Source organism: Aeromonas sp. FDAARGOS 1407 (assembly GCF_019048725.1).
GTDB lineage: Bacteria > Pseudomonadota > Gammaproteobacteria > Enterobacterales > Aeromonadaceae > Aeromonas > Aeromonas enteropelogenes.
Genome location: NZ_CP077399.1, coordinates 4,276,134 through 4,293,707, shown reverse-complemented (window position 1 = coordinate 4,293,707; position 17,574 = coordinate 4,276,134). Strand labels below are relative to the sequence as shown.

Sequence of the window (17,574 nt, the reverse complement as noted above, 5' to 3'; positions counted from 1 at the left end):
CGGGTGAAGATTAAGCGGTTTTTTGCCAAGGACATGCGAACGGCTCTGGCCGAGGTCAAGGAGACTCTCGGGCCCGATGCCGTCATCATGTCCAACAAAAAGGTCACCGGTGGGGTGGAGATAGTCGCGGCTGTCGATTATCAGTCCCAGGTACCGGGGCCCAAAGATGCGCCAGTTCGCCGTCAGTTGAACGATGAGAGCGTCAATATTTCGTCTGCCGCGCGGCAGATGAATCGCCCCGAACCTGCCCAGCCTCAGGGGCAGAACGAACATTATGCCGATACCCTGGCCGCCCTGCTGGCCCGCCAGCAAAAGCTCAAACCGGCCAGCCAGGCACCTCTTGGTGGCCAGCAGTCCGCTGGTCTGGCGGCGGCCAGTAGTGCACCCAAAACCCTGGCCGAACAGGGACAGTGGGGGGCGGCTCCCGAGCCTGCCAGACCTAGGCCCCGAGTGGCGGCCGGTGGGCGTTCTTCTCAGCCTGCCCAGCGGGATCAGGAGATGGAAGGGATGCGCAAGGAGATGGCCAGCATCCGCAAACTGCTGGAGCACCAGATCTCCGGACTGATGTGGCAAGAAGTGGAGCGCCGCGAGCCGATGCGGGCCTTGCTCATCAAGGAGCTCAAGAAAATGGGCTTTGATGACGCTTTTGCTGATCAGCTGGCAGGCCTCATCCCGGAAGATATGCCCATTCATCAGGCGATGGCCCAGCTGGCCGAGGTGCTCACCGCCCAGCTCAAGATCAGCGAAGACGAGATCTTGCGCCAGGGCGGGGCCGTGGCCCTGCTTGGCCCGACCGGGGTGGGCAAGACCACCACCATCGCCAAACTGGCGGCCCGTTTTGCCATGAAGTATGGCGCTGAGCAGGTGGCGCTCATCACCACCGACAACTACCGGATCGGTGCCCATGAACAGCTGCAGACCTATGGCCGCATCATGGGCTGCCCGGTTCGCCAGGTGCGGGATGCCGAGGAGCTGGCCAATGCGCTCTATCAGTTCCGTCATCGTCGTCTGGTATTGATCGATACCGCCGGGGTTGGCCAGCGGGATGTGCGGTTGACCGAACAGCTCGATACCCTGGTCAAAAACGCCAAGGTACGGATCCGCAACTATCTGGTGATGTCGGCAACCTCACAGCGTCGGGTGATGCAGGAAGCGGTAGACCATTTCCGGCGGATCCCGCTCAGCGGCTGCATACTTACCAAATTGGATGAAAGTCTGAATCTGGGCGAAGTGATTAACGTGTGTATCCAGAACGCCTTGCCGATCAGTTACATCACTGATGGCCAGCGGGTTCCGGAAGATATTCAGGTTGCCGATGCGGCGCAGCTCGTCGGCGCGGCCATGGGTTCGCTGGAGCGAGAAACGCAAGAGCCCTATTTCTGGGGCGCGGGCTTTGGCGAAGCCGAAGATTCGGAGTTTTATGAGTAACATGTATATGGATCAGGCAAGTGGTCTGCGCAAAATGCGTCAAAACAATCGAGTGAAAGTGATCGCCGTGTCCGGCGGCAAGGGTGGCGTGGGTAAAACCAACGTGACACTGAACGTGGCGGGCGCCATGGCGGCACAAGGCAAGCGGGTGATGGTGCTGGATGCCGACCTGGGTCTTGCCAACGTCGACGTCATGCTGGGGCTGAGGGTGCATCGCAACCTCTCTCACGTATTGGCCGGCGAGTGCACCATAGACGACATCATCGTTGAGGGGCCCTACGGCATGATGATAGTGCCGGCGACCTCGGGTACCCAGTCCATGGTAGAGCTTACGCCGGTGCAGCATGCCGAGCTGATCCGTGCCTTCAGCGAGATGAAGACCCAGGTCGACGTGTTGCTGGTGGATACCGCAGCCGGTATCTCTGACATGGTGCTGAGTTTCACTCGTGCGGCCCAGGACATCATGGTAGTGGTGTGTGATGAACCCACCTCCATCACGGATGCCTACGCTCTCATCAAGATCCTCTCCAAGGAACACGGGGTGTTCCGCTTCAAGGTGGTCGCCAACATGGTGCGCAGCCTGCGGGAAGGACAGGAACTGTTCGCCAAGCTGACCCGGGTGACGGATCGCTTCCTGGATACCTCACTCGAGCTGGTGGCCTGCGTGCCTTATGACACCAACCTGCGGGCTGCAGTGCGCAAGCAGAAGCTGATTGTCGAGGCGTTTCCGAAGTCGCCGGCCGCCCTGGCCTTCCGGGCCCTTGCCAACAAGGCCGCCAGTTGGCCGGTGCCGAACCAGCCGGGCGGTCACCTGGAGTTTTTCCTGGAAAATCTGTTGCAAAAACCGGCCACCACACAGGAAGGTTCCCGTGAATAAAGCCCAAGCGTACTTGCGTCATCAGGATTCCTATGCGCTGGTGGAGCGTCACGCTCCCCTGGTCAAACGGATTGCCCAGCACTTGTTGGCTCGCCTGCCAAGCAGTGTCTTGCTGGATGACCTGATCCAGGCAGGTATGATTGGGCTGCTTGAAGCCTCCCGAAATTTTGACGGCAGCAAGGGCGCCAGTTTTGAAACCTATGCCGGGATCCGCATCCGCGGCGCCATGCTCGACGAGATCAGGCGTGGTGACTGGGTGCCTCGCTCCGTGCATCGCAACAGCCGGGCGATCGCCGAAGCCATCGAGAATGTGGAGCAGTCGCAGGGGCGGGATGCGCGTGATACCGATGTCGCGGCTCATATGGGGGTCTCGATCAACGAGTACCACGCCATGTTGCAGGATGTTTCTTGTGGAAAAATTATCGGTATCGAGGATCTCGGGGTCAGTGAAGACGTGATCGGGCAGCCCGATGATACTCCTGCCGGATCCGGATTCGATGAATTGGCCGCAGAACGATTTCAGATTGAATTATCCGAGCAAATTGGTCGCTTGCCAGAGAGAGAAGCCCTGGTTCTCTCTCTTTACTACGACGAAGAGCTGAATTTACGCGAGATTGGCGAGGTTTTGAGCGTCAGTGAGTCCCGGGTGAGCCAGATCCATAGTCAGGCAATGCACCGACTGCGCGCCCGTTTGCGAGATTGGCATCTATAAGTGTCTGTACTGGCTACACTGAGGTGAAACACTAAGGCATAATCCGCAGGACACAACCCGTTTTTAGCATCATGTAAGTGAGCCGCCGAGGCGGCTATTTAGGAGGGAATTTTGGACAAGAACATGAAAATCCTCATTGTTGATGACTTTTCAACGATGCGCCGGATTATCAAGAACTTGCTGCGCGATCTGGGATACAACAATACCCATGAGGCGGATGATGGCAATACCGCATTGCCGATGCTGAAAAATGGTGATTTCCAGTTTGTGGTAACCGACTGGAACATGCCCGGCATGCAAGGTATCGACCTGCTCAAGGCCATTCGTGTCGATGACAAACTCAAGCACCTGCCGGTATTGATGGTAACGGCGGAGGCCAAGCGTGAGCAGATCATCGAAGCCGCTCAGGCTGGGGTCAATGGCTATATCGTCAAGCCTTTCACTGCTGCGACGCTCAAGGAAAAGCTCGATAAAATTTTTGAACGCATTGGCTAAGGGGTGGCAGGGATGATGGCCAAAACGAGAGCAATGATTTCGCTCGACCAGGCAAGGATGCTTGTTGCTCATCTGGAGCAAGGCGAATTTGAGTTGGCCGACGATTTGCTTGCGCAAGTGTGTGCCCCCAATGCCTCCGATCTGTTCGACAAGGTCGGTCAGCTGACACGACAACTGCACAATTCCCTGCAAGAATTTCGTCTCGATCCCCGTATTCCCGATCTGGCTACTCACGAAATTCCGGATGCGCGCGAGCGCCTCAGTTACGTCATCGACATGACGGACAAGGCTGCCAACCGCACTATGGATGCCGTAGAAGCCAGTTTGCCGATAGCGGATCGCCTCAACGACAATATCCAGCTGGTGTTGCCAAACTGGAATGCATTGATGTCCCGTGACATGAGCGTGGGCCAGTTCAAGGCGTTATGTCACCAACTCGATGATTTTATTAAGGCTTCTGAGGCTGATGCCGATAAATTACGGCAACTGCTGACTGAAATTCTGATGGCACAAGATTTTCAGGATTTGACCGGGCAGATGATCCGCAAGGTCATCAAGCTTGTTCAGGAAGTTGAAACAAAATTAATAGAAATGCTGACCATGTTTGGTGAAGCCTCTGCCGAGCATTCAACTCGTAGCCTTCCTGTCAACGGGATTGAAGCAGAAGGTCCCATCATGAACCCGGAAGCGCGTTCCGATGTGGTTAATGGTCAGGATGATGTGGACGATCTGCTGTCTAGCCTGGGATTCTAATGGAGTGACGCATGGCCTTCGAAGTTGATGAAGACATACTGCAAGATTTTTTGGTCGAAGCCTCCGAAATATTGGAACAGTTGTCTGAGCAGCTGGTCGACTTGGAAAAACGGCCAGATGACAAAAACCTGTTAAATGCCATCTTCCGCGGTTTCCATACCGTGAAAGGGGGCGCCGGGTTCCTGTCGCTGGGAGAACTGGTTGACGTATGCCACGGTGCGGAAAACGTCTTTGATATTTTGCGCAACGGCAAACGTACCGTCACCGCAGAGCTGATGGATGTCATTCTGCAGGCACTGGATGCGATCAACGTTATGTTTGCCCAGGTCCAGAATCGCGAAGCACCAAGCCCTGCCTCCGACGATCTGCTCCATGACCTGCATGAGCTGTGCAAGCCTGAAGGGGAAGAGCAGTTGATCACTTCGGGTGGTGCTGCTGTGCCTGCTGTGGCAGAACCGGAACCCGTAGTAGAACCTGAGCCCGTTATGGCTTCAGAGCCTGACGTCGCGGCTCCCATGGTTGACGATAATGAACCCGCACCGGTCAATGGCGGTGGTTCAATAGATGAAATTTCTGCGGACGAATTCGAACGTCTGCTGGATGAGTTGCATGGTGTCGGCGGAGCACCGACCAAGGTCGTTTCGGCCTCGGCCCCCGCTCCCGTTGCCAGCGATTCCGGTGATATTACCGATGATGAGTTTGAAGCTCTGCTGGATCAGCTTCATGGCCAAGGCCAGCATATTGGGGCGCCAGACATCAATCCGTTGAAATCGGTTCAAAAGGAAGTCGATGAACTGATTGATGATGACGAGTTTGAGCGCCTGCTGGATGAGCTGCATGGCCGCGGCCAGGGGCCGCAGAGCACAATGGCATCTGCAGCCAAGACCTCTTCACCTGTAACATCATCGGCGGCGCCTGCACCTGCTGCACCGACACCTGCTCCAGTCGCCAAACCGACTCCAGCCGCTCCGGCGAAACCGGTCGAGACGCCCGCCAAAGCGGCACCTGCGCCTGCGAAGGCGGCTGCGCCGGCTGAAAACAGCGCGGTACAAAGCGATACCACGGTACGAGTCGACACCAAGACCCTAGACGTCATCATGAACATGGTGGGAGAACTGGTGCTGGTGCGCAACCGCCTGGTGAGCCTGGGGATTGCCAGCAATGATGAAGAGATGTCAAAGGCGGTCGCCAACCTTGATGTCGTGACTGCCGACTTGCAGGGGGCGGTCATGAAAACCCGCATGCAGCCCATCAAGAAGGTGTTTGGCCGCTTCCCCCGAGTTGTGCGCGATCTTGCCAGAACCCTCAAGAAAGAGATCGAACTGGTGATGGTCGGCGAAGATACCGACCTGGACAAAAACCTGGTTGAGGCGCTGGCGGATCCGCTGGTGCACCTGGTGCGCAACTCTTGCGATCACGGCGTCGAGATGCCGGATGTGCGCGAGAAAGCGGGCAAGCCGCGTCAGGGCACCATCACCCTGAGCGCTTCCCAGCAGGGAGATCATATCCTGCTGTGTATCGAAGATGATGGCGCAGGTATGGATCCCGAAAAACTCAAGTCCATCGCCATCAGTCGTGGTGTGCTTGATGCGGATACCGCAGCCCGCATGAGCGATAACGATGCCTATAACCTGATCTTTGCCCCCGGTTTCTCGACCAAGTCGGAGATTTCCGATATTTCCGGTCGTGGGGTCGGCATGGACGTGGTGAAGACCAGCATCGTCAGCCTCAATGGCTCCGTGCATATCGATTCCACCTGGGGCAAGGGCACCCGTCTTGAGATCAAGGTGCCACTGACACTGGCCATTCTGCCGACCTTGATGGTAGAGGTTGGGGAACAGACCTTTGCACTGCCCCTTGGTTGCGTGAACGAGATTTTCCATCTGGATCTGAACAAGGCCAACATGGTCGATGGCCAGCTCACCATCATAGTGCGCGAGAAAGCTATTCCGCTGTTCTACCTGCACAAATGGCTGGTGCGGGGGCCCAACAAGCGTTCCCGTCAGGATACCGGCCATGTAGTCATCGTCCAGATCGGTACCCAGCAGATCGGCTTTGTGGTCGACAGCCTGATTGGTCAGGAAGAGGTGGTCATCAAGCCGCTGGACAATCTGCTGCAGGGGACGCCGGGCATGGCAGGGGCTACCATCACCAGTGATGGCGGTATCGCCCTGATCCTGGACGTGCCGAGTCTGCTCAAGGCATATGCGCGTAGACATTAATCACCCAGCTCCGAGGAGTTAGAAAAATAACAATGGCAGTCAAGGTATTAGTTGTCGACGACTCGAGCTTCTTTCGCCGTCGAGTGAGCGAAATCATCGCTCAGGATCCCATGCTGACGGTGATCGACACGGCCCAGAATGGCCGTGAGGCGGTCGAGAAGGCGATGTCACTGCGTCCTGACGTGATCACCATGGACATCGAGATGCCCGTGATGGATGGCATCAGTGCGGTGCGGGAGATCATGGCCAAGTGCCCGACTCCCATTCTGATGTTCTCCTCACTGACCCATGAGGGTGCCAAGGCGACGCTTGATGCCCTGGATGCCGGTGCGCTCGATTTTCTACCGAAGAAATTTGAAGATATCGCCCGGGATAAAGATGAGGCGGTCAGGTTGCTGCAACAGCGGGTAAAAGAAATCTCCCGCAAGCGTTTCATGATGAGTTCGGCTGCTCGTCCCAAGGCTCCCGAGCCTGCGACTCGCAGTCCGCTGGGCGGGGTTGCTCCGACTCGTGGCATTGAACGTCAGGCGGAGCCGACCCGCGCAGCTCCCGCAGTGGCGTTCAAACGCAGTGGCAAGAGCTACCAGCTGGTGGCCATCGGCACCTCGACCGGCGGGCCCGTTGCTTTGCAAAATGTCCTGACCAAGTTGCCAAAGGATTTCCCTCATCCTATTTTGCTGATCCAGCATATGCCGGCGACCTTCACCGCCGCGTTTGCTGCTCGTCTCAATGGGTTGTGCCAGATTGGCGTCAAGGAAGCCGAAGATGGCGACGTACTCAAACCGGGACATGCCTATCTGGCGCCGGGTGGCCGACAGATGCTGCTGGAAGGCCGAGGTGCCGGCGCACGCATCCGGATTGTCGATGGCAATGACAAGGTCAACTACAAGCCTTGTGTCGATATCACCTTTGCCTCCGCCGCCAAAACCTATGCTGACAAGGTATTGGCCATCGTCCTGACCGGGATGGGTGCCGATGGCCGGGATGGCGCACGCCTGCTCAAAGAGCAGGGATCCACCATCTGGGCTCAGGATGAAGCGTCCTGCGTGGTGTATGGCATGCCCCAGGCCGTTGCCAAGGCAGGCATTGCCAGCGAATCACTCCCTCTGGACAAGGTGGCTCAGCGTATTCTGGTCGAGTTGGGGCGCTGATCATGGGCCTGCTCGGTCTGCTCCTTGCGCTGGGAGCCATTGCCATTGCCCAGGTTTGGCATGGTGGCTCCCTGCTCACTCTGGTTGACGGACCCGCGTTTCTCATCGTGGTGGGCGGCACAATCGGTGCCGTGACACTGCAGACTCCCGCAAAATACATCATGCTTGCCATCCGGCAGACGTTATGGATGTTTTCCCCGCCCCATCAGGATCTCGCAACCCAGGCCGAGCGGTTGCAATCCTGGGCTGCATTTGCTCGGCAACAGGGATTGTTGGCGCTTGAGAACCAAGCGGAGCAGGAAGAGGATGAATTTACCCGTCTGGGGCTCGGCATGATAGTCGATGGGGTCTCGACGGAAGATATCCGCATGTTGCTGGAGGCGGATATCGATATCGAACAGGAACGCAACGAGCATGCCGCCAGAGTGTTTGAAGCCATGGGGGGATACAGCCCGACTATCGGCATCATAGGTGCCGTCCTTGGGCTTATCCAGGCCATGTTTCATCTGGAAGAGCCGTCAGCGCTGGGGGCGGGCATCGCGGTTGCGTTCGTGGCGACCATCTATGGGGTGGGGTTTGCCAACCTGATTTATCTGCCGCTCGCCAACCGGCTACGGGCTTTTCATTATCATTACGCGCTGTTCCAGGAGCTGACCCTGGAGGGGTTGATTGCCATTGCCCATGGTGAAAACGGCCTGCAGGTTGAACGGCGCCTCAGGGCCTATCTGAAAGGAGAGTAGCCATGCGCAAGCGCTATCGGTTGCACTTGCAGGGGCGTGAACACCTCGATCGCTGGCTGGTCTCCTATGCCGATTACATGACGTTGATCTTTGCCCTGTTCGTGGTGCTCTACTCGGTCGCTCTGGTCAACAAGGACAAGTATCGCGCCGTCATCGATGGCATGAGCCAGGCATTCAGTGTCATGCAATCTCCCACAGATGGTTTGCTGGAAAGACAAGGGGATTCACTGCTCTCCAACCCCGTTTCTGCGGCCCCCTCCATTCTGGATGGCGCCACGGCGCCAGCTCCGTCGCTTGCGCCTGTCTCGGGTGTACCGATACTGCAGGATGGTACTACGCTGGCCAAGCTCGACCTGCAACTGCAGGAGAACATGGGCTCTCTGGTGGACGCGGGGATCGTCAAGCTGACTCAGGATGAAAACTGGCTGACCATCGAATTGAGTGCCGGGCTGCTGTTTGGCAGCGGTAGCGCCTTTTTGGGCACAAATGCGGCACCCGTCATCAATACCATCTCAAGTATTCTCAAACCGGTCGATAACTATGTGAGAGTCAGGGGTTATACAGATAACCAACAGATTCATAATGAAATTTTTCGTTCAAACTGGGCTCTCTCAGCCGCCAGGGCCGAAGCGGTACTCAATGGGCTGATTGCCAATGGCATCGCGCCCGAGCGGCTTGCTTTCGAGGCATATGGCGAGTTCTCACCGTTTGCCGACAATGGTAGCGAACAGGGGCGAGTGCAGAACCGCAAGGTGGTGGTGGCAGTATCCAAGTTTGCATGGGTACCGCCCGCACCGGCCAAGGTCTCGCCGAGGACCGTTGAACCCGTGCCAGAGGTTCAGAAGGCGGTGGATGCAGGAGAGGTCAGGGTGATCGCCTTGCCCGGTGGCGGCATACGTATAACAACAAGGCAGGATTGATACAGTGATTGTTTGGACGGTTGCCAACCAGAAAGGCGGGGTGGGAAAAACCACCACAGTGGTCTCGCTTGCCGGGATCCTGGCCCAACGTGGCCAACGAGTGCTGCTGATTGACACCGATCCGCACGCCTCACTGACATCTTATCTGGATTATGATTCCGATCGTCTGGATGGCACTCTCTATGAACTCTTCCAGTCGGTGAAGCCGACCGCCGAGCTGGTCAATAAACTGACACTCAGGACCAAGTTCGAGAATATCCACCTGTTGCCGGCCTCCATCACGCTGGCGACTCTGGACAGAGTCATGGGCAATCGGGAAGGGATGGGGCTGGTGCTAAAGCGGGCTTTGCTGCGCATTCAGGATCAATACGATTACGTGTTGATCGATTGCCCGCCCGTGCTGGGTGTCATGATGGTCAATGCGCTGGCGGCCTGCGATCGCATCCTGGTGCCGGTCCAGACCGAATTTCTTGCCCTCAAGGGGCTGGAGCGCATGATGAAGACATTCGAGATCATGCAGCGTTCCAAGCGGGACAAGTTCCGTTATACCGTGATCCCGACCATGTTTGACAAGCGTACCCGTGCCTCCCTGATGACCCTGAAATCGATCAAGGAGCAATACGGTGATGCGGTGTGGAACGCGGTGATCCCCATCGATACCAAATTCAGGGATGCCAGCTTGCTGCATATTCCGCCCTCCATCTATTCACCTGGCAGTCGGGGAACCTATGCCTACGAGACACTGCTCAACTATCTCGATGCCCTTGAACGGCAGCGGGCGCAGGAGGTGATGGCATGAGAGACACCATTCAAGTCCGTGCTATGGACGACTATTTCCACTCCCTGCTGCTGGATGAAGCCCTCTCGCTGGATGAGGCCGACGAGCCTGAGCTGGCTCCCGTGATGCAACTGCAGCGCCAGAGCGTGGTTGAACCACAGGTCGAGGCCGCTCCTTATCTGGAGGCGGATACCCGCCTGGCCCAGTTGAGTGAATTGCTGGCGCAAGTGGGTCAGGTGCAGTTCGAAATTGACGCCCTGTCCCATGAAGAACCCGCCAGCGAGCCGCTTGAAATCGTCGCCGAAGAGTCCTTGCTGCCCGTCGAGCCTGCCTGGCCTGAAGAGGTGGTGGAGGTCGCGGAACCTGTGACCACTGTCATCACCGAGACGGCGGTGGAGCTTGCCCCCGAGCCGGCCCCCGAGCCGGTCAGCTGGCAGAATATCGACAGCGGCAATGAGTTTCAGGCCCTGTTTTTCGAAGTTGCCGGGGTGACTTTTGCGGTTCCCCTGACCGATCTTGGCGGGATCCACCAACTGGGGGAGGTGACCTCCCTGTTTGGTCAGCCATCCTGGTACAAGGGGTTGATGACTTCCCGCGAGCAGAAGATGAATGTGGTCGATACGGCTCAATGGGTCATGCCGGGTCAGCATCTTGAGATGGACGAATACAAGTATTTGATTATGCTTGGACAATCCCCCTGGGGCCTCGCCTGTCATCATCTCAGGGGAACCGAGCTGCTGCACCGGGATCAGGTAAAATGGCGCCATCAGGCGGGCAAGCGCCCCTGGCTGGCGGGCATGGTCAAAGAGAAAATGTGTGCCCTGCTGCATGTCAGCGAATTGCTCCTCTTGCTGGAGCGCGGGGTCAACATAGAAGGTCGCTGATAACTTCTGCAGTCGAGTTGTTTTATTGCTAGTTTTTAGCAGTAGACGTTTATATAAAAGGAATAAAACATGACAGAAAAGCGCAATATTGCACAGAATCTGGCCGAAGATGAAGTGCTGCAATGGGTAACCTTCCAACTGGAAAACGAGACCTACGGCATCAACGTGATGCAGGTTCAGGAAGTGTTGCGCTATACCGAGATCGCGCCTGTGCCTGGGGCTCCGGATTATGTGCTCGGTATCATCAACCTGCGTGGCAACGTGGTGACTGTCATCGATACCCGTTCCCGCTTCGGTCTGCCGTCCGGGGATGTCAGTGAAAACTCCCGTATCGTCATCATCGAGGCTGAAAAGCAGGTGATCGGCATCATGGTGGACAGCGTGGCGGAAGTGGTTTATCTGCGTTCTTCCGAGATCGATGCCGCCCCGGCGGTAGGGACCGAAGAGAGCGCCAAGTTCATCCAGGGGGTGAGCAACCGTGATGGCCAGCTGCTGATCCTGGTCGATCTGAACAAGCTGCTCTCCGATGAAGAGTGGGACGAGATCGGTTCTCTCTAACAAGAAGGTGATGTTTTGATCATTGAGATTGTTGCCTTGGGGTTGTCCCTGATTGCACTGGCGTTTGCCTGTTTCATCTGGTTCAGGAGCAAACGAAGCAAGCAGGAGTCCGAGGCCAGCGTGGCGGCGCTGCAGGGCCAACTCGAGAGTCTGCGCAAGCAGATGATGGAGCTTCATACCGGGGCCATCGGCATGGGCCAGCGGTTGCAGTCGGTGGAAGGATCAATGCAGCAGATCAACGATCGTCAGCAGGAGCTGACCCTGCAGGATCCGGAACGTCGGCTTTACAGCCGTGCCGCCAAGATGGTCGAGCTGGGCGCCGATATCGACGAGGTCATGAGCGAGTGCGAATTGCCGAAGGCAGAAGCTGAGCTCCTGATTTCATTACGAAAAGGGCGCTCTTGATGAGTCAGGAAGGCAACTGCCTTCCTGATTTGTTTTGGCCGTTTTTCTAAGCGTTTGTGGCGCGATCTTCGCCACAAATCCTGCTGATTATTGGCATCTTTGAAAAGACCCCCTCCAATACTGTGTTAATATGCAGGCCGCTTCTTTCCACCTGACAACATCCTCATGCTGCTTCAAGTCAACAATCTGAGCTGCGTGCGTGAAGATCGCACCCTGTTTGAACATCTCTCCTTTACGGTAGCGCCTGGCGATCTGCTGCAAATCGAAGGTCCGAACGGAGTCGGCAAGACCAGCTTGTTGCGTCTGCTGACCGGGTTGTCACAGCCATTTGCAGGCGAGGTGTGCTGGAATGGAGAGAACATTCGCCACTGCCGCGATGAATATCATGCCAATCTGCTCTATCTGGGCCACCATGCTGGGGTCAAAGCGGCATTGACACCGTTTGAAAACCTCAAGTTCTATCAGCAGTTGCATCACCCTCAGCAACAGGACAGCGACCTGTGGCAGATCCTGGCCCGGGTGGGACTTGCCGGTTTCGAGGAGAATCCAACTGGCCAGCTCTCTGCCGGTCAGCAGCGTCGGGTCGCCCTGGCCCGCCTGTGGCTATGTGACAAGCCATCACTCTGGATCCTGGATGAGCCGTTTACCGCCATCGACAAGCAGGGGGTCAAGGTGCTTGAGCAACTGTTCCTGGCCCATGCGGAGCGGGGGGGCATGGTGATCCTGACCACCCACCAGGATCTCACCTTGATGCAGGGACGTTTGAAAACCCTGTCGCTGACCCCTCTGTTGCAGGAGTAAGCCCATGCTGCGCGCCGTTATGCACCTTATTCACCGTGAACTGCTGATAGCCTTGCGCCAGCGCTCCGATATTCTCAACCCGATCTGGTTTTTCCTGATCGTCATCACCCTCTTTCCCCTTGGCATAGGGCCGGAGCCCAAGTTGCTGGCCCGTATTGCCCCTGGGATCATCTGGGTGGCGGCCCTGCTGGCGGCCATGCTGTCGCTGGAGCGGCTGTTTCGCGATGATTTCAGCGATGGTTCGCTGGAGCAGATGATGTTGATGCCTCATCCACTCGGGCTGCTGGCGCTGGCCAAAGTGGTTGCTCACTGGCTGTTGACCGGCTTGCCCTTGCTGCTGATCTCCCCCTTGCTCGCCATCTTGTTGTCTCTGGACATGAACACCTATCTGGCGGTGGTGGCGACCCTGGCACTGGGTACTCCAGTACTGAGCCTGCTCGGCGCAGTCGGGGTAGCCCTGACTGTCGGTCTGCGCAAGGGCGGCGTCCTGCTCAGCCTGCTGATCCTGCCGCTCTATATTCCGGTACTGATCTTTGCAACATCGGCCATCGATGCGGCTGGAATGAGCTTGCCCTATGGCGGCCAGCTCGCTATTTTGGCCGCCATGCTGGTGGGGGCCCTGACCCTGACCCCGCTGGCGGTCTCGGCAGCCCTGCGGGTCAGCCTCAACTGACTTCACAGTTAGTCAGATTGCAGAAGTCCCGAATGGGACGCTGTTTGAAAAAATTAAGTTGCGGTGGATCAAGGAGAGGCTCGCTTATCGCTTTCGGGGTATTTGATGTAAACCCGTGACAGGTATGGTAGGCCTCGCCAAACGATTAATAACAAAAGGTTTTGTGAGCTATGTGGAAATGGTTGCACCCTTACGCCAAACCGGAGCGGGCCTACCAGCTGGCTGGTACCCTGTTGCCCTGGTTTGCGGTGATTAGTCTGCTCTCGTTTATCATCGGCACCATCTGGGGATTGGCATTTGCCCCCGCCGATTATCAGCAGGGGGATTCGTTCCGGATCATCTATATCCACGTGCCTTCCGCGATCCTCTCCATGGGGGCTTACTCCACCATGGCCGTCGCTGCCTTTATCGGACTGGTATGGCAGCTGCGCATGGCCGACATGACGGTGGCCGCCATCGCGCCGGTCGGGGCCGTGTTCACCTTCATCGCGCTCTTTACCGGTGCCGCCTGGGGCAAGCCCATGTGGGGCACCTGGTGGGTATGGGATGCTCGCCTCACCTCGGAGCTCATCCTGCTGTTCCTCTACCTTGGTGTCATCGCACTCTACAACGCCTTCAGCGACAAGGTGCTGGCAGGTCGCGCCGCCGGTATCCTGGCGCTGGTGGGGGTGATCAACCTGCCCATCATTCACTACTCGGTGGAGTGGTGGAACACCCTGCACCAGGGCGCCACCATCACCAAATTCGACAAGCCCTCCATTTCGGCCGAGATGCTGTGGCCCTTGCTCATCATGATCCTGGCATTTGCCACCTTCCTCGGGGCCTTGACCCTGATGCGTTTTCGTAACGAGCTCTTGATGCGGGAGTGGCATCGCCCCTGGGTCAAAGAGATTGCCGAACAGGAGAAGTAAGCATGCACTTTGCCTCTTTCAGTGACTTTCTGGCGATGGGCGGCTACGCCTTTTACGTCTGGCTCTCCTTCGGCCTGACCCTGCTTTGCCTGGTCGGTATCGTCATTTCTACCCGTATGAAAACCCGCAGCCTGCTCGGCGAATTGCGCAGCAAACAGGCACGCGAGGCCCGTCGCAAGGCGGCCCAGCAGATGGAGAACACCCTATGAACCCGAGACGCAAGAAACGCCTCACCATCATCCTCGCCATCACCCTGGGACTGGCGACCGTGAGCGGCCTGGTGCTCTATGCCCTCAGCCAGAATATCGATCTCTTCTATACCCCGAGCGAATTGGTTGAAGGGAAAGGACCGGACAAGATCAAGCCGGAAGAGGGGCAGCGTCTGCGCATCGGGGGCCTGGTGGTGCCCGGTTCGGTGAAGCGGGATCCCCAGAGCCTCAGAGTGGCCTTCCAGCTGGTGGACAACGGCGGCCATCTGGTGACGGTCGAATATGACGGCATCTTGCCGGACCTGTTTCGCGAGGGGCAGGGCATCGTCGCGCAGGGCACCCTCAAGGATGCCACCACGGTGGAAGCCTTCGAAGTGCTGGCCAAGCACGATGAAAACTACATGCCGCCGGAAGTGGCGGAAGCCACCAGCGGCATGCACTACAAGCCGGAATATACCGACGCGCAGTTGAAGGGCTCCAAGCAATGATCCCCGTCGCTTTCGTTTCATCGTTTCGTCTCCGTGCCCCTGTCAGGGGCACGGCTCACCAGAAAGGAACCCGTCCATGATCCCGGAATTAGGACAGTTTGCTCTGATCATGGCTTTTGCCACCGCCCTGCTGCTGGGGAGCTACCCGCTGCTTGGCGCAAAATGGGGCCGTCTTGGCATGATGTCGGCGGCTCGCCCGCTCGCCTATGCCCAATTTTTGCTATTGCTGTTGTCGTTCCTCTGCCTGACCTGGGCTTTTATCGACAATGATTTCACCGTGCAGTATGTGGCCACCAACTCCAACAGCCGCCTGCCTCTGGCTTATCGCATCTCCGCCGTGTGGGGCGCCCACGAGGGCTCCCTGCTGTTGTGGGTGCTGACCCTGGGGGGCTGGACCGCGGCCGTTGCCCTGTTCAGCCGCCGTCTGCCGCTGGATGCGGTGGCGCGTGTGCTCGGCGTGCTCGGCCTCATCTCGGTCGGCTTTACCGCCTTCGTGCTGTTCACCTCGGATCCCTTCACTCGCACGCTGCCCTACTTCCCGGTGGATGGGCGCGATCTCAACCCGCTGCTGCAGGATCCTGGTCTCATCTTCCATCCTCCCATGCTCTATATGGGATACGTGGGCTTCTCGGTCGCCTTCGCCTTCGCGATTGCCTCCCTGATGACCGGGCGCCTTGATGCTACCTGGGCCCGCTGGTCCCGTCCCTGGACCATGGCGGCCTGGGTTTTCCTGACGCTGGGTATCGTGCTCGGCTCCTGGTGGGCCTACTATGAGCTCGGCTGGGGTGGCTGGTGGTTCTGGGATCCGGTAGAAAACGCCTCCTTCATGCCCTGGCTGGCGGGGACCGCACTGCTCCATTCGCTGGCGGTGAGCGAAAAACGCGCCACCTTCAAGGCCTGGACCGTGCTGTTGGCCCTGTCGGCCTTCTCCCTGAGCCTGTTAGGTACCTTCCTGGTGCGCTCCGGCGTGCTGGTGTCGGTGCATGCGTTTGCCTCTGACCCGACCCGCGGCCTGTTCATTCTCGGCTTCCTGCTGGCGGTGATTGGTTCCTCCCTGCTGCTATTTGCCTTCAAGGGCTCCCATGTGAAGAGCCACGGCAAACACGAGCTGTGGAGCCGCGAGACCCTGCTGCTCGCCAACAACATCATGCTGGTGGCGGGTCTGCTCACCGTGCTGCTGGGCACCCTGTTGCCGCTGGTACACAAGGAGCTGGGGCTTGGCAGCATCTCCATCGGGACGCCCTTCTTCAACCACATCTACAGCTGGCTGATCATCCCGTTTGCCCTGCTGCTGGGGGTTGGCCCGCTGTTTCGCTGGCGCCGTCAGGAGCTTGGCGAGCTCAAGGGCAAGGTGATCCTGGCCCTGCTGCTGAGTCTGGCGGCCGCCTTGCTGTTGCCGCTCGCTTTTGCCGAGGCATTCAAGCCCTGGGCTGCTGTGGGCATTGGCCTGGGTGTCTGGATCATTGTCACCAGTGCCCAGGAAACCTGGGCCCGTGCCACCCATAAGCACAGCTTTGCAGTCGGTGTGCGCCGCCTTGGCAACAGCCACTGGGCCATGATCCTGGGTCACGTGGGCCTTGCGGTCAGCATCATCGGCATCGCCTGTACCCAGAACTACAGCATCGAGAAGGACCTGCGGATGCAGGCCGGAGACAAGGTGCAGTTTGCCGATTACGAGTTCGTCTTTACCGGCATTGCCGAAAAGAACGGCCCCAACTACGACGGCTTCAAGGGCGTGCTGGAAGTGCACAAGAACGGCAAGCATGTCGGTACCCTCAAGCCCGAGAAACGGGTCTATACGGTGAGCCGCATGCCGATGACCGAAGCCGCCATCGATGCCGGCGTGACCCGGGATCTCTATGCCGCGCTCGGCGAGCCCCTCGACAACGGGGCCTGGGCGGTACGCATTTACTACAAGCCATTCGTTCGCTGGATCTGGTTCGGTGGCGTCTTCATGGCCATCGGTGGCGTGCTGGCGATGCTCGACAAACGCTACCGCTTCGGCCGTCGTGAAGAGGAGGTGAAAGCATGACTCGCAAGACCTGGCTGTTTCTGATCCCCTTCGTGGTCTTCCTGTTGGGGGCTGTGTTCCTGTTCAAGGGGCTCTACTCCGATCCCACCAAGCTCGAATCCGTGATGGTGGGCAAGGAAGTGCCCGAATTTACCCTGCAGGACATCTACGATCTCGACAAACGGTACGATCGCAACATCTTCAAGGGGCGCCCCATGCTGCTCAATGTCTGGGCGACCTGGTGTCCGACCTGCTACGGTGAGCACACCTACCTCAAGCAGCTGGCGGGGCAGGGGATCACCATCGTCGGCATGAACTACAAGGATGAGCGGGACAAGGCGATCAAGTGGCTGGAAGAGCTCGGTAACCCCTACCAGATCAACCTGTATGATCCCGATGGCATGCTGGGGCTGGATCTGGGGGTGTATGGCGCGCCGGAAACCTTCTTCATCGACAGCCAGGGGATTATCCGCTACCGCCACGTGGGGGACATCAATCCCCAGAACTGGGCCTCGACCCTCAAACCCATCTTTGATGCCATGAAGTGAGGGCGCCCCG

General features: G+C 58.0%; 20 protein-coding genes. All 20 read left to right on the top strand.

The window, feature by feature from the left end:
- The first annotated feature begins 3 nt into the window (after positions 1-3).
- The 20 genes from flhF (at position 4) to I6L37_RS19975 (ending at position 17,564) form a co-directional block, all read left to right on the top strand.
- Positions 4-1,428, top strand: coding sequence for a flagellar biosynthesis protein FlhF (flhF, locus tag I6L37_RS20070; RefSeq protein WP_216992790.1), 1,425 nt, complete (start codon positions 4-6; stop codon positions 1,426-1,428).
- Between the two features lies 1 nt (position 1,429).
- Positions 1,430-2,305: a MinD/ParA family protein gene (locus tag I6L37_RS20065; protein WP_185378279.1), complete on the top strand. Its 876-nt coding sequence runs from the start codon at positions 1,430-1,432 to the stop codon at positions 2,303-2,305.
- Positions 2,298-3,017 carry an RNA polymerase sigma factor FliA gene (locus I6L37_RS20060; protein ID WP_042024829.1) on the top strand — a complete coding sequence of 240 codons (720 nt, stop codon included), beginning with the start codon at positions 2,298-2,300 and terminating at the stop codon, positions 3,015-3,017. Before I6L37_RS20065 ends, I6L37_RS20060 begins: the two co-directional genes overlap by 8 nt.
- Positions 3,018-3,128: 111 nt before the next feature.
- A complete protein-coding gene (gene cheY, locus I6L37_RS20055; protein ID WP_026457229.1) occupies positions 3,129-3,512 on the top strand; it encodes a chemotaxis response regulator CheY in 384 nt (127 codons plus the stop codon).
- Positions 3,513-3,524: 12 nt separating this feature from the next.
- On the top strand, positions 3,525-4,265 hold the full coding sequence (locus I6L37_RS20050) for a protein phosphatase CheZ (RefSeq protein ID WP_026457228.1): 741 nt from the start codon (positions 3,525-3,527) through the stop codon (positions 4,263-4,265).
- An 11-nt stretch (positions 4,266-4,276) separates the two neighbouring features.
- Positions 4,277-6,487: a chemotaxis protein CheA gene (locus tag I6L37_RS20045; protein WP_216992789.1), complete on the top strand. Its 2,211-nt coding sequence runs from the start codon at positions 4,277-4,279 to the stop codon at positions 6,485-6,487.
- Positions 6,488-6,519: 32 nt separating this feature from the next.
- Positions 6,520-7,638, top strand: a complete 1,119-nt coding sequence (locus tag I6L37_RS20040; RefSeq protein WP_216992788.1) for a chemotaxis response regulator protein-glutamate methylesterase — start codon at positions 6,520-6,522, stop codon at positions 7,636-7,638.
- Positions 7,639-7,640: 2 nt separating this feature from the next.
- Entirely contained in the window at positions 7,641-8,378 is a 738-nt protein-coding gene (locus tag I6L37_RS20035; protein ID WP_042024832.1) for a flagellar motor protein, read from the top strand.
- A gap of 2 nt (positions 8,379-8,380) precedes the next feature.
- The gene (locus I6L37_RS20030; RefSeq protein WP_216992787.1) at positions 8,381-9,298 is read left to right on the top strand and encodes a flagellar motor protein MotB; all 918 of its coding nucleotides are present in this window, start codon (positions 8,381-8,383) and stop codon (positions 9,296-9,298) included.
- Between the two features lie 4 nt (positions 9,299-9,302).
- Complete coding sequence (locus I6L37_RS20025; protein WP_026456541.1) at positions 9,303-10,097, top strand: ParA family protein; 795 nt, start codon at positions 9,303-9,305, stop codon at positions 10,095-10,097.
- Positions 10,094-10,960: a chemotaxis protein CheW gene (locus I6L37_RS20020; RefSeq protein ID WP_216992786.1), complete on the top strand. Its 867-nt coding sequence runs from the start codon at positions 10,094-10,096 to the stop codon at positions 10,958-10,960. Before I6L37_RS20025 ends, I6L37_RS20020 begins: the two co-directional genes overlap by 4 nt.
- Before the next feature lie 69 nt (positions 10,961-11,029).
- Complete coding sequence (locus I6L37_RS20015) at positions 11,030-11,518, top strand: chemotaxis protein CheW (protein ID WP_026456542.1); 489 nt, start codon at positions 11,030-11,032, stop codon at positions 11,516-11,518.
- A gap of 18 nt (positions 11,519-11,536) precedes the next feature.
- Positions 11,537-11,923, top strand: a complete 387-nt coding sequence (locus tag I6L37_RS20010) for a DUF2802 domain-containing protein (protein ID WP_026456543.1) — start codon at positions 11,537-11,539, stop codon at positions 11,921-11,923.
- Positions 11,924-12,088: 165 nt separating this feature from the next.
- Positions 12,089-12,724, top strand: coding sequence for a cytochrome c biogenesis heme-transporting ATPase CcmA (ccmA, locus tag I6L37_RS20005; RefSeq protein WP_201976933.1), 636 nt, complete (start codon positions 12,089-12,091; stop codon positions 12,722-12,724).
- A 4-nt stretch (positions 12,725-12,728) separates the two neighbouring features.
- On the top strand, positions 12,729-13,397 hold the full coding sequence (gene ccmB, locus I6L37_RS20000) for a heme exporter protein CcmB (protein ID WP_026456545.1): 669 nt from the start codon (positions 12,729-12,731) through the stop codon (positions 13,395-13,397).
- A gap of 170 nt (positions 13,398-13,567) precedes the next feature.
- Positions 13,568-14,308, top strand: a complete 741-nt coding sequence (locus I6L37_RS19995) for a heme ABC transporter permease (protein WP_026456546.1) — start codon at positions 13,568-13,570, stop codon at positions 14,306-14,308.
- Positions 14,309-14,310: 2 nt separating this feature from the next.
- Positions 14,311-14,517, top strand: coding sequence for a heme exporter protein CcmD (gene ccmD, locus I6L37_RS19990; RefSeq protein ID WP_005298845.1), 207 nt, complete (start codon positions 14,311-14,313; stop codon positions 14,515-14,517).
- Positions 14,514-15,005: a cytochrome c maturation protein CcmE gene (ccmE, locus tag I6L37_RS19985; RefSeq protein ID WP_026456547.1), complete on the top strand. Its 492-nt coding sequence runs from the start codon at positions 14,514-14,516 to the stop codon at positions 15,003-15,005. The genes ccmD and ccmE overlap by 4 nt, the downstream gene beginning before the upstream one ends.
- Positions 15,006-15,081: 76 nt before the next feature.
- Complete coding sequence (locus tag I6L37_RS19980) at positions 15,082-17,037, top strand: heme lyase CcmF/NrfE family subunit (RefSeq protein ID WP_216992785.1); 1,956 nt, start codon at positions 15,082-15,084, stop codon at positions 17,035-17,037.
- Positions 17,034-17,564 carry a DsbE family thiol:disulfide interchange protein gene (locus I6L37_RS19975; RefSeq protein WP_026458715.1) on the top strand — a complete coding sequence of 177 codons (531 nt, stop codon included), beginning with the start codon at positions 17,034-17,036 and terminating at the stop codon, positions 17,562-17,564. The genes I6L37_RS19980 and I6L37_RS19975 overlap by 4 nt, the downstream gene beginning before the upstream one ends.
- Positions 17,565-17,574 lie beyond the last annotated feature (10 nt).